Raw genomic sequence first — 12101 nt, 5'->3', positions numbered from 1 at the left:
AATATTTGTATTTTTTGATTCAGTTATCAGCATTGGTGATAGGCCTTTATGAAGGAACGGGGCACCAATGCATTTCATAATACAGCTGTTACTCCTCTGCCAGCCCAGAGGTGTTTGAACGATTCCTGACCGGCCACTGGAAACAATCATTCGCATCCACTGTGGCCTACAGCGTCAGACATCACAAATTTACGTCTGGAGGATTTTTGCTGCGTAGCTTCACCAGAACCTGGTGAAGCTGACCAACAGACAGATCTTTAACGACAGAATGCGGTTTTCCCCGCAGCCATTCAAAAAAGTAGCCAATGCCCAACAAGTCGAGTCCTTCGCTGCTGAAAAGGTATTCGTTTTCCTTCAAATCAAACAGTGTGCGAAAATCTTCATCTTCGATATCAAAGCTGACGGCAAAAAACGTTTCGGCTGCCTCCAAAAAATCGACACCATCCATACCGGCAAGATGAAGGTCCCGTTCCAAGAATGTATTTTGATTGACGACTTTAGACTTCCATCCCGCATAATCGCGAACAAATGCGATGACTTCCTCCAGTTCAGGACTCATTTCAGCACCGGCCTCCAAAGTTTATATGCGCCAGATTGTCATTTTTTCTACTTCTGCTTCAGGATTGGCTGCCCGAACGGCTGAAAGAAAACCGGCGAAATCCTGATTAAATACTGAGTAATTATGCAGAATGCTGACTGTTTTTTCTTTCCGGGATGCCCCGGTAAGGTAACGAACCTGCCAGACGCGGCGATTGCTGATCATCGTTCCGGTCGATCTGACCTGAATAATTTGGCCCAGCGAGATTGTATTAAGGATGTCTTCCTTACGCTTTTGGTAGAGAAAATCTGCGTCGTAATAGTAATCCTCCATGTTCATCCCAAGACGTTTAAGCAAAGGTGTATCAATGGAGATTTTCTTTAACTCACCTTTAGCAGCAAAGAAATCATCTCGTTTGAACATCGGCAGAAAGAAATACTTTATCAGCAAAATGACGAGCGCCAGCGGTAAGACAAATGATAAAAAAATATGCATTTCGTTTTGAGCACCTTAGCAATTTGCATCATGGTTCACGCAGCGTTTCGCGATGATTATCAGGGTTTCTGAGCCGTTTATAGCCTGATGGTTACGTAAAATGAAGGCTTAAAGGCGTCCTCTGTCAAAGCACCACACTTATTGCCGCAGAGTAAACTTTTCTCTCCGTCCTCCTCAGTCACAGAGTCTCATAAGCGACTTCCCTTTTCGCAGTGACGCAAGCGGCCGAACGTGACTCAAGATTCTCTTTTTCGCGCCGCCTGTCTGCCGCAATAGGTTGTGAGGCAAGGAAAGGGTTGGCGTTCTCCGCTGGAGTCCAGTGCACTCAGGTTCTCTCCATCACTTTCGCGTAAAGGAGCGCGAAGACACCAGCCACGATAACCTCGCCCCTGCCAGCCGACACAGGAACATCTTGCCGACAGGTTTTGCTGGTGCAATAACACGCCAGCGATCAGGACTCACGCCACCTCTCAGGTGGCGTGAGTCTTTTTCCTCATCGCCGATCTGGTCGTTAAAAAAGCACTCCCCCGCAGGCTAAAACACGACAGATTTAAAACGGGCAGCATTCGATGCCGTGTAAATGACGGTGTTTTGAATATTCCTGTGACCTAAATAATCCTGTATCAGTCGCGTATCACATCCCTTATCCGCCAGGGCATAGCCGCAGGCATGCCTGAACATATGCGGATGCACATCAATGTTGATATTTGCGGCTTTACCGGCCACCTTGAAAATACGGTATAACTGCTGCCTGGATACTTTTTTACCGTGTCGCGATAAAAACAGATATTCAGAATCCGAACCCAAATAGCTTGAACGCTTCTGCATCCAGGCCTCTAACGCTAACAGTTCGCGATGCTGCAAAGGATGCTGGACTGAAAATCCATTCTTCAACCTCGATATATAGATGATTTTATTGGAAATCTCCACATCTCTCAGTTTCAGTTGCGACAACTCACTGACTCTGAGTCCGTGTATAAAGCACATCAGCAACATGCATTGGTTTCTTTCACTGTTTTTTGAGGTGCCCACGGCAGAGATCAACCTTTCGACCTCGTTCACCGTCAGGTATTTTCTTCTTTTCATCTTTTTATTTTTACTCTTCCATAAGATTTCAAACAAAAACTGTAGATAAGAATATAACCAACATAATTACGGCCTTCTTCCCTTCAATCCACCTACCTATTTAAGGTGATATAAACGCATAAAAAACACATAGCAAATTGTTACATCCGTTTATTGTTTCAATGTAAATTCATACAAGCATCATCGGTTGTGATGTAGCGAATCCGAATTCGGGTATTGTCATAAGCTTATGGGCCAAAGATTAAATCACACAGATGAATATATTTGGAAGTGTGTTTTTATAAAAACGTAATATTTAATCAGCGGAGTTGTTGTAAATATGAATATTAAAGAACTTAACCCCATAAAAAACAGGGCAACCAGAATATTAAACTGAAAAAATGATAAAACAGACAAAATAAAAGAATGATTTACCCCAACAACGTTAACAATAACAGACTGAAAATAATAAATTAAAACATAACGTCCGCTTTTAGGATTATTTATAATTCATATCAAACCGGCATTATTTTAAGACAAATAAAATCCATAAAAACAGCAACTTAATCCAAGGTGCTTTGTCCAGAACATTTTGCTTGTGCAAGGGCGCATTCGTTGAGCCCTGCATTCAATCAGATACATTTATCTATGCTGGTATTTATCTTAAACCTGATGTTCCACAGGATGAGGAAAATGATCAGTCGCTAAATGACAGCCTGACATTCAACGGTCCCTTTTGGTAGAAAAACGCTTATCCATTCTGTGCGGTTGTCACCTCATGGAATAATAAGCACCCTGTTTTTTCTGGCTCAACAGGTTCAACCTGCCTCATGGCTCACTGACGCTGCTGGACATGAAATGCGTGCGTTCTGTTGGTAAAAAAGGGAAAGAGTATGTCGATATTTTTGAAAAGGATAAGCTGAAAGAAATACGCATTGTCGAAGCCAAGCTTGCTCATCAGTGTTGATCGGACATGGTAGACTGACTTCAGAGATAAGCAGGCACGCTCAGAGATGGTCTGAATATCCTGGTCGGCGGCCAGGTATTTAATCATATAGCGCTCTTTTTTGGTTAAACTTGTGCATGGACTTTTCGCGATCCGTAATTCCTGACCGCAAAAAATGTCATTCAAATCACGCTCAAATTCGAAAAGGGCTTTTTTCTTCTCCACCAGAAAACTTTTGGCATGATCGACGGGAATAAATGCGCCGGTTTTATCCCCTTTTAGCCAGATGATTTTCAGGAACGTACAGACCTCAAACATCCCCAGCATCGATAACCACTCACCCTGAATAAAGATATCGTTATCAATAATTAATATGACTGAATCAGCATTACCCCATAACTTGCGATAAAGCGCTTCATCAAGAAGCCTGACGTGGATAACCTTCGAATGCGGGTACAGTTGTGAGACACCGAAATACAACCAGTAATTATCAGAAAGGACGATAATCGGTGCCTTATTACGAACACATTGACACAGGCTGCTCAAATGCGCGTGTTGGATCATGAGAAATCGAATCCTTGATTAAACATAGTATTTAACTGTAGAAACAACTCTGCGTCGGTCCTGACATCGAGTTTTCGCATCGCATTGCATTTATGGGCGCTAATCGTCTTGATACTTAACTGCTTCATCCGCGCAATCTGTTGCAAATCCATGCCATTAAAAAGGTGCCTTAAAACATCACGTTCGCTGCGCGTTAATTTCGACGGCGTACAGTGATGGGTTTCATTGATTCGTGCAAGGTCACAGCAGATTTTGGGGCTGAGTACACGCTTCTGCTCAAACGCCTGTTTGAAGAATTCCTGTGTATTGGCCAGGGATTCCCCGCGTGCTATCACGCTGATATTGTAGTGATTCAGTAAGGTCCGCAGTCCGTTACTGTCATGGCATGAGGTATACACCACGATATTCATGTCGGGGAACTGCGCGTTCAGCCGCAGTAAGAGGTCAATGCCTTCCTGGAGCGTCTCCTCCGCGCTCTGCAAGTCGGTGATAAGGATATCCACGGACTGGTACATCAGGGCATCGAACATTTTGCCCAGGCTGGGTTCCCGAATGATGATGTCACAGTCTGTATCGACAGACTCAATGAGCGTCGAGAGGCCAGCGAGCGTTAAAGGATGGCTGTCCATTAACGCCACGGTGCGGGGCGATGTGCAGGTCTGATTCATCAGGCGGTTGCTCCTTGCAGGCCGGGGCTGCCGGCCGTTTATCCATTAAGAAACACATCCAGAGGTAACGCTTAAAGTCCGGTAGCGGGACCGATTTGCGCCATCCAGGTGCCCTGTGCAAAGAGTTCACTGTCATTGTGAAAACCCAGCTTCACCATGGCATTGCGCTTGTGGGTACTGATGGTTCGGATATCGCGATGAAGCGCCTGCGCCACCCGGGAAACGCTCAGGCCGGAAAACAGGTAAGCGAGAACATCCAGCTCTCTGGCCGTCAGCGCGGTATTTTTCGGGGTGGTCTTTGCCAGCAACTGCTGCACTTTGGGGCTTAGCCACTGCCGCTCGCCAGCGAGACATCGGGTGACACCCTGCGCCAGCGCGAGTGCCGGTTCGTGTTTTAACAAAATGCCGTGCGCTTTCGAGGAGACAAGCATCTCAAGTATCCGGTAGTCGCTGAAATCCGTGCAGATAATGATCTTCAGGGCCGGGCAGGTTTCATGCAGTTGCCCCAAGAGGCGCAGTCCATCCAGCATGCGCTCTTTTTCGCCGCAGATATCCATAATCAGTAGCGCTGGCGGCGCGCTGGCCACGCGCGATGAGATGCCCGCCAGACTTTGCACATAGCTGATGGCATCGGTTATTCCGCATGACCCGACCAGGATCTGCTTTATGCCCAGCGCGGTCGCCGGGCAGGCATCCATAATCAGTACCCCTGATCCGGCAGGCGACATGCCTGATGGAGCAGGGTCTGGCGTTAAATGAGTGACGACGTTCATCTTACCTCCTTGTTTTCTTCGTAACGCGCCCTGACGGCAGCCTCCTCTCGACCAGAAGATGGACGTGCTGTGTGGGTTTTCCTCTCTCTGTTCGTGCCCTTTCAACTACTGATAAGTAAAGGTGACCTGCATGGTTCCAACAATGGTTCCTGGCGTGGCATTGCCCTGCGCACTGTAGGCGCGCGCCTGCATCTCGAAGGTGGTGCCACGACCGGCGTTATCCACGCGCTGTACCCTTTGCGTGGCGTTGCCGAGCGGCACACCGTCACGGCTTTGCACCTCGATTTGTACCTGAGAGGCGGTGCCTGTATTCGCGTACATCGTGCTTTCGACCTCATCCGCCATGCCGTTCAGCGTCATCGTCGCCTCCCGCGTCGATGCCGGGCATTCGCTCAGGACAATCGAAAAGGGTCGCCAGTCGGTTGACGCGCCCGCCTCAGCCAGGGATGTCGCTAAAATGTTCTGGCCTAAATCCACATTCAATCCGCTGGCTGGCAGGTCAATGTGACAAGGCGAGGCTTTGATGTTGCCAGTAATATTAAGTTGAGTATTCGCCCTCACCGGCGAGGCCAGCATGATGGCCGTCAGCCACAGTATCAACGCCGGCGTTTTTGCTTTGTTGCTCAAACTGAACGCTGCTTCCTTAACCATTTTCGTTTCCCTTACGCGTTGCATCACGGAATTACTCTATTTCGGCGCGAATCGTCGCTGTCGCCGAAAAATCCCCGGTCTCAGGTGCCTGACCTGTGCTGTTAACGGGAAATAAGTTAATCCCCGAGGTGCCGACCTGCGAGGCGTAATCCATCCTCAGCGGCAAGCGGCCACTCAGCGGCATGATGGTTGTGCCAGCGGTATCCTGAATCCTGACGCCTACGTCGCGGTTGGTGGTGGACAGCAGCGTCGGATCGTTTGCATCTGGCGTTCCCTGGAAAGAGAGGCTGACCTTCACGCCCTCGGAAATATTGGTGCAGGCGACGTTGAAATTGACGTTCTTCGGCGTAAAGTTTTTCGCCATTTCCCCTTTGGTGGCGATATCCCCTGACATGATGTCGCCGAAAGGAACGGTGATCACGCCCCCGCCATTGATCTCGCAGGATTGCGGCACGGTTACCGTGCCGCTCATCCAGACGGTTGAAACCGGTACGCCAGACTGCGTTGTCGGATCTGAAGCGAGATAAACATCAACCACCTTCGTCAGAGGAATGGTTTGTTCGCCGACAAAGGGCCGCTGAAAATACAGTGAGATCGAACCGCGTGAGCCGGTGGCGTAAGGATACCTGCCGCAGTTGGTGGCGCTGTTCAGGTTGCTGACGCTGGTGAACGGTGTTGCCCTGTTTGCACCATAACCGCCGGCGATGTAAACCTCGCTGGCCACCGCCAGATATTCATTGATGCTGTAATAGTTGAGATTACCGTCGCTGTAGACCAGCCCGGTATCCGGCACTTTTGCCGTGACGTAGGCCCCGGTATAGCTGCCGGTACATGAGCAGGTCACGTTGTAGTTCCCGCTGAGATTCCACTGATAGGCATTGTTAATCACCCTGCCCGTGGTGTTCTGTGACGGGTCCGCCAGCAGGTAAGACATATTGAAGTTGTACGATTTTGTCCCGTCTGTCGGGGCGCAATCACTTGCCTGCGCCTGGGCACTTAACATGCCGCCCGCCAGCGCCAGGCAAAGCCAGGCTGCGCGTTTGCCCCCGTAAGAACGGCGCAACGAATTGCGGTGTGAGGTCGTGTCCAGAATAAAGGTCTGCATGCGTTCGTTCATATCCCTGTTCCGCCTTACCGGCAGGCTCCATTAATAAGTTGAATCCCCGAGGTGGCCGACTGTTCATTCAGGCGATAACTCACCCGGCAGGTCTGTGCCGCCGCAGTCCCCCATTTCACCGTCAGCGTTCCGCTATCCGGCATGCCCGACAGATAAACCTGCCCACCGTCGCCGACAATGCTGCCAGTGCTCTTTTTGTCATCATCAATGCCCGCGGTTGCGCCAAACGGCACCGGCTCGCCGTTAGCGCGGGTGAGCGTCATCAGCACGCGTTGGCCCACGTTTGGCTTGAAGTCTGCGCGCACCACGGCCCCCCGCGTGGGGATGACCGACGCACTGGTCAGCGTCATATCCACGTTGTCCGGTAAGGTCGCGGTATCAAGCGAAATCTGGTTACGGCGATAGGCGGTGGCGTAAGGTACGACGGCATAACCGCGCCAGTCGGTTCGTACCCCGGTATTGCTGGCGATGCTGACATCGTTCGCGCCCGGGGCTTTCACCAAAACCAGCGTTTCACTCAGGGGCTGTGAAAGCGTGACCCCATTTTCATGGACCACAATGCCGCCCTGCAGGCCATAATCCATGCGGTGCTGGCTGTGGTCATAGCCGTAACCGGCGTTCATTTCGCCGTAAGTGCCTTTATAGTCGGCACTGGCATAGCCGTTCGCACCTTGCCCCTGAGTGGTGTAACCCTGACTGAGGCTGTAATTCAGGTTGTCGTCACGTAACGCCGTACCGCTTAGGCCCACGTTATGCGAGGTATTGCCATTTTTGCTGCTGTTCAGGTTATAGGTGGCATAACTGCCCGGCAGCCATTTGCTCAATGGCACACTGAGGTTCAGGGCGATAATCTGGTCGGTGTAATAGGTGCGGTTGCCATTGCCGTCCATGCCGTTGCGGTTATAGCTGTAGTTCACACCGTATGAGATCCCTTTCCAGGTGTTGTTGTAGCCGATGCTGGCCGACTCACTGGAGCGGTTGTTATTCCAGTAGGCCTCTTTCACCAGGCTCAGCGAGAGTGCGCCCCCCTGCTGCCACAAGTTCTGGCTGAGCGTGAGTTCGGCACGGCTCTTCTTGTGATCGCGGTTATTGTCATTGCCTCTGCCGTAGCTTTCGAGCGCTTCCTGCAGGGTATAAAATCCCGCCGTCGAATAACGGTAACTGGCAAGGCTGAAGTTGGTTCCGGTTTCAACGAAGCTCTTACCGTAGCGCAGGCGATAGGACTGCCCGTTTTCTTTCACGGCATTCTCCTGGCGGCTCCACGCCTGGGTCACGTCAGCAGAGAGTGCCCCGATGCGCCCCATATTTTGCCCCAGACCAAGGGCCAGCGACTGGTATTTACTCGCGGCCTGCAGCCCGCCGTAGACGGTCGCGCCATGCGGCAAACCATAGATGGCGGTGCCCTGCGTAAAGGGCGTTTTTTCGACCTCATCGTTGTACGACCGGTACTGACCGCTGGTGAAGCTGTATTTCAGGTGCCCTTCACGCTGTAGGACCGGTACGGAAGCAAAAGGAACGATCAGGGTGCGTTCGGTGCCGTCCGCTTCTTTGATGGTCACATTCAGATCGCCACTGCCCGCCGTTGGATAAAGGTCAGAAATGGCAAACGGCCCGGCAGGAACATAGCTCTGATAGATCACATAGCCGTTCTGGCGGATGGTGACCTGGGCATTACTCTGCGCGATGCCGCGTACGACAGGTGAATAGCCCTTCTTGCTGTCTGGCAACATATCGTCGTCAGACGCGAGTTGAATGCCACGGAAAGGCACGGTATCAAACACTTCCGTTGGCGAGTTACTGTCGCCCAGCGTCAGTTGACTCCGCAGTATCTGGATATCGCGCTGCAGGTAAGTATTGATGGAGTTCCAGCTGTCTTGCCCTTTGCTGTCCCGGTTCCACGTTGAGTAGTTGCGCAGACGCCAGGCACCAAGGTTTGCGCCGGAACGCAGGTTCAGATAATAGGTATTCGTGTTTCGGGCATCATTTTCCCGCGCTTCGGTGTTGGCACCGCTGAAGCTGTAATTGAGCAGCAATGCCGGAATGCCCGGGTCCCACAGCTCTGGCGAGACATAACCGCGCGCTTGCGAATTCAACGCCGCCTGCGGAATGCTCAGTTCCAGCCGCTGCTGATCAAAACGGAATATTGCGGAGGATTGCGCTATTGCCTCGGTAAAATTGGCGCAGGCATCCGTGGCCTGAATATCCGGGAACATGCCAATTCTTACGCCCATCTCCCGCAACTGCTCGCCACTCAGACAGGGCTGAAGGCGTTGCTTACCGGACGCATCCGTTGCAAGGGTAAAGGTGACATCCTGTGTATCGACCTCGGAACCATTAAGATAAATATCCACACGATAGGTGCCGGGTGGCTGCAATTCGCCGTCTTCGAAAATGGATAAATCCGCTTTTCCCTGAACAGGGTTATCGATTTCTAATAAGGCCGGGTTGAAGTATTCCGCTGCACTGACCACACCCGTTCCGCCGATGAACAGCGCAACCTGACAGGCCACGAGCTGTGCAAGACAGGACAGTTTGAAACCGGCTGACGCAGGAATATTTGTTATTTTTTTCATTGTGTTTGTTCCAACTCATCACGCAGTTTGGCGCCTGCGTGCATCACTTCCTTATAGGCGACAGGCGTAATGCGCCCCCCGACGACGAGATCAGAGACTGCCCGTCAGAACCTTGCTGGTACCGCCATAGTCATTGATAAACTGCCAGGTCAGCGATCCGCCGGCGACGCTGGCGGGCAAATCGAACATGGCATCGGACTCAGGGGCGACCAGGGTGGCGTTTTTGACGTCAGTGCCGTTGATCCTGACGTTGAAAAAGGTGATGTAATGCGGAGAGGGATTCGTCACCTGAAGCTGGTTACCCACTCGTTTCCAGGTCAGCGTTTTGGCCGCTTCTTCCAGCGTGCTTTTCAGACCAGCCGGACGGAAAATCAGTTTGATGCGCGTTTTCACCGCAATTTGCAGGGTGTTTTGCCGCTTCTCTACAGAAGGAATGGATTTGATATTGAGCCAGAACAGCGACTCTTTGTTCTCTGGCAGATCGCCACCCGCCCGTACCACGCGCAAAATGTTTTGCTGATTCCCGTCCAGGCGGAACAAAGGCGGCGTCACGATAAACGGGGCTTTATTCGCCTGTGCGCCCGGAGCGGTATCCCCGCTGTCCACCCATGACTGGATCAAGTACACGTTTTTGTCGGGATTACTGATATTGATGGATGACTCTTTGTTTGCACCGTCATAGATCAGACGCGTGCCGCCGACGACGACGCCAGCCTGCGCGAACGTGCAAAAAGTCGTTAATACCACTGCCAACGCTGTTTTGCGCCAATTCTTCATGGTGTCCCTACCTGCCCTGAAACATTCAAAAAGATCAGAGGCAACAGCGGCCTCTGATCTGCTACTACGAACGCGAAATTACTGATAAACAACGGTGAACTGGGTTACCGCGTTTGCATCACCCACAGTGACGGAATCCGCCACGGAGATGTAGCGCGCACTGAAGTCCAGGTTGTTAGGACCGGTGCTGACCAGAGGGTAAACCGAAGAGTCTTCATACAGCGGGACGACCCGGTTCTGGCTGTCAGAAATCTGCACACCCACACCTGTTGCTGTGCTGTCGCCAGCGGTCAGGGCCAGAATGCTGTTGTCGCCAGAAACCTGGGTACCGTCAAAACGTACGGTTGCACCCGTTACGGTGTCAGGGCAGTTAGTCAGGACCAGAGTGAATTTCTTCGGCGCAGCCAGAGAACCAGCACCCGCGAAAGCGGTACGTGCGATGTTGCCCAGGAACACGTCCTGGTTCTGAGACGCGGTGTCAATCGTACAGGCTGCATCGGTAATGGTTCCGGTGAAGTTCACGGCGCCATCAGAAGCGAAAGCAGAAGAAGAAATAGCGGAAGTCGCCATCAGAGCAATAGCAATAAGCGTTTTTTTCACGAGAATTATCCTGTAAACAATTAAAATCGATATGCCTATAACGCGGCGATCGAATTCGTTATGACAAAACCATCTGTCATTCCTTTATTTAGTTCATGAGACTCCGTCTCAAATTAATAAATCGCCGAACGGTTTTACCCGAAAGACAAACGATTCATTTTGAACTAAAGTGACTCCTTTGGTTTTTTACACCTTAAAACAGGGATAACTCAGGATAAAACACTTAAAAACAACGATTTAAGAAGATATAGATATAGTATTTTTTAAGCTAACGTAATGCGGAATATAAAGGGGTGACACAGAGATAAGAAAAAACCGAGGGGTGCAGGGAGGTAATTAAACAGAAAATCTTCACATAACACTTTGAAATTTAAATAGTTAAAATAAAATGTTACTCGATAATACAAACAGTATTGACAGGAATATAACAGCTCACTAAAGTAAGCTCCAATTTAGTTCAAAATGACTCCATTGTAATAACTCGTTACAGCTTATTTACCACACTTCTTTGAATCGCTGCGCGTTACTTGCCGTATAGATAACGGTGTTCTGTATATTACGATGGCCTAAATAATCCTGAATCAAACGCGTATCTATTCCCCGGTCAGCCAGCGCAAAACCACAGCCATGTCTTAACATATGAGGATGCGCATTAATTGTCAGATTTGCCGCCTGACTATAATTTCGGATTAACCAGTAAATGCGTTGCCGGGATAATTTTGTGCCTCGGTTAGAAAGAAATAACCAGTCTGTTTCCGCACCACGATAATGATTTCTTTTATTCATCCACAGCGATAATGATTTACGTTCACGTCGGTAAAGCGGATGAACGGTAGAAAAGCCGTTTTTTAATCGATGAATATAAATATTATTCCCCTCTATATCGATATCGGACAGTCGCCAGCTGCTGATTTCACTGACTCTACAGCCGTGGATGAAACACATCCAGATCAGGCAGTAATCCCGCTCTGGGTGCTTGCCGTGCAGGGTCGCTTCAAGCAGCTTCTCGACTTCAGACGGCGTCAGGTATTTACGATTTTTCATAGTGTCTCTTCATATTCATGTGGTCTCAGATAAACATTCCGTTCGGTGGCATTCACTCAGAAATGCTTTTCTGACAGGGTCAATACGCGCGCTTTAATACAGCGCGTGCGAAGGATGTTTTGTGCAATAATAGCGATCAGTTTTCCCGGCTGTTTATAAAACCTCCTTTACGTAACACGTGAATAACTTACGGATGTATTTTTAATATACGTCTTAACAGACAATACATCAAACAGAAGGCAATGAAAAAAAACGGCGGGATTAATCCCCGTGAAACTGTGAGGATATAA

At 49.9% G+C, this 12101-nt stretch carries 12 protein-coding genes; all 12 read right to left on the bottom strand.

The window, feature by feature from the left end:
• Positions 1-181: 181 nt before the first annotated feature.
• On the bottom strand, positions 182-559 hold the full coding sequence (locus tag FBY13_RS03730; RefSeq protein WP_145393501.1) for a hypothetical protein: 378 nt from the start codon (positions 557-559) through the stop codon (positions 182-184).
• Positions 560-580: 21 nt separating this feature from the next.
• The gene (locus tag FBY13_RS03725; RefSeq protein WP_145393499.1) at positions 581-1033 is read right to left on the bottom strand and encodes a hypothetical protein; all 453 of its coding nucleotides are present in this window, start codon (positions 1031-1033) and stop codon (positions 581-583) included.
• A 534-nt stretch (positions 1034-1567) separates the two neighbouring features.
• Positions 1568-2119: a tyrosine-type DNA invertase gene (locus tag FBY13_RS03720; protein WP_063878253.1), complete on the bottom strand. Its 552-nt coding sequence runs from the start codon at positions 2117-2119 to the stop codon at positions 1568-1570.
• An 814-nt stretch (positions 2120-2933) separates the two neighbouring features.
• Positions 2934-3608, bottom strand: a complete 675-nt coding sequence (locus FBY13_RS03715) for a LuxR C-terminal-related transcriptional regulator (RefSeq protein ID WP_109716646.1) — start codon at positions 3606-3608, stop codon at positions 2934-2936.
• The gene (locus FBY13_RS03710; RefSeq protein ID WP_063878251.1) at positions 3605-4276 is read right to left on the bottom strand and encodes a response regulator transcription factor; all 672 of its coding nucleotides are present in this window, start codon (positions 4274-4276) and stop codon (positions 3605-3607) included. The genes FBY13_RS03715 and FBY13_RS03710 overlap by 4 nt, the downstream gene beginning before the upstream one ends.
• 71 nt (positions 4277-4347) lie before the next feature.
• On the bottom strand, positions 4348-5049 hold the full coding sequence (locus tag FBY13_RS03705; RefSeq protein WP_244915420.1) for a response regulator transcription factor: 702 nt from the start codon (positions 5047-5049) through the stop codon (positions 4348-4350).
• Positions 5050-5154: 105 nt separating this feature from the next.
• Complete coding sequence (locus FBY13_RS03700) at positions 5155-5700, bottom strand: fimbrial protein (RefSeq protein ID WP_181377110.1); 546 nt, start codon at positions 5698-5700, stop codon at positions 5155-5157.
• Between the two features lie 31 nt (positions 5701-5731).
• Positions 5732-6817 carry a fimbrial protein gene (locus FBY13_RS03695; protein WP_222430266.1) on the bottom strand — a complete coding sequence of 362 codons (1086 nt, stop codon included), beginning with the start codon at positions 6815-6817 and terminating at the stop codon, positions 5732-5734.
• Between the two features lie 14 nt (positions 6818-6831).
• Positions 6832-9390 carry a fimbria/pilus outer membrane usher protein gene (locus FBY13_RS03690; RefSeq protein ID WP_145393497.1) on the bottom strand — a complete coding sequence of 853 codons (2559 nt, stop codon included), beginning with the start codon at positions 9388-9390 and terminating at the stop codon, positions 6832-6834.
• A 90-nt stretch (positions 9391-9480) separates the two neighbouring features.
• Positions 9481-10167 (bottom strand): molecular chaperone, encoded by a 687-nt coding sequence (locus FBY13_RS03685; RefSeq protein ID WP_145393495.1) that lies wholly within the window; start codon positions 10165-10167, stop codon positions 9481-9483.
• A 78-nt stretch (positions 10168-10245) separates the two neighbouring features.
• On the bottom strand, positions 10246-10767 hold the full coding sequence (locus tag FBY13_RS03680; protein WP_063878248.1) for a fimbrial protein: 522 nt from the start codon (positions 10765-10767) through the stop codon (positions 10246-10248).
• Positions 10768-11262: 495 nt separating this feature from the next.
• Complete coding sequence (locus FBY13_RS03675; protein WP_063878247.1) at positions 11263-11811, bottom strand: tyrosine-type DNA invertase; 549 nt, start codon at positions 11809-11811, stop codon at positions 11263-11265.
• Between the last annotated feature and the right edge of the window lie 290 nt (positions 11812-12101).

Source organism: Pantoea sp. SJZ147, from assembly GCF_007828605.1.
GTDB classification, from domain to species: domain Bacteria; phylum Pseudomonadota; class Gammaproteobacteria; order Enterobacterales; family Enterobacteriaceae; genus Pantoea; species Pantoea allii.
Note: the sequence above shows the minus strand (reverse complement) of the source record. Positions and strands in the feature narration are given on the sequence as shown.

Excerpts from the sequence above, each read along its gene's own strand:
- FBY13_RS03730 (WP_145393501.1), bottom strand. The coding sequence starts at position 559 with ATGAGTCCTGAACTGGAGGAAGTCATCGCATTTGTTCGCGATTATGCG.
- FBY13_RS03725 (WP_145393499.1), bottom strand. The coding sequence starts at position 1,033 with ATGCATATTTTTTTATCATTTGTCTTACCGCTGGCGCTCGTCATTTTG.
- FBY13_RS03720 (WP_063878253.1), bottom strand. The coding sequence starts at position 2,119 with ATGAAAAGAAGAAAATACCTGACGGTGAACGAGGTCGAAAGGTTGATC.
- FBY13_RS03715 (WP_109716646.1), bottom strand. The coding sequence starts at position 3,608 with ATGATCCAACACGCGCATTTGAGCAGCCTGTGTCAATGTGTTCGTAAT.
- FBY13_RS03710 (WP_063878251.1), bottom strand. The coding sequence starts at position 4,276 with ATGAATCAGACCTGCACATCGCCCCGCACCGTGGCGTTAATGGACAGC.
- FBY13_RS03705 (WP_244915420.1), bottom strand. The coding sequence starts at position 5,049 with ATGAACGTCGTCACTCATTTAACGCCAGACCCTGCTCCATCAGGCATG.
- FBY13_RS03700 (WP_181377110.1), bottom strand. The coding sequence starts at position 5,700 with ATGGTTAAGGAAGCAGCGTTCAGTTTGAGCAACAAAGCAAAAACGCCG.
- FBY13_RS03695 (WP_222430266.1), bottom strand. The coding sequence starts at position 6,817 with ATGAACGAACGCATGCAGACCTTTATTCTGGACACGACCTCACACCGC.
- FBY13_RS03690 (WP_145393497.1), bottom strand. The coding sequence starts at position 9,390 with ATGAAAAAAATAACAAATATTCCTGCGTCAGCCGGTTTCAAACTGTCC.
- FBY13_RS03685 (WP_145393495.1), bottom strand. The coding sequence starts at position 10,167 with ATGAAGAATTGGCGCAAAACAGCGTTGGCAGTGGTATTAACGACTTTT.
- FBY13_RS03675 (WP_063878247.1), bottom strand. The coding sequence starts at position 11,811 with ATGAAAAATCGTAAATACCTGACGCCGTCTGAAGTCGAGAAGCTGCTT.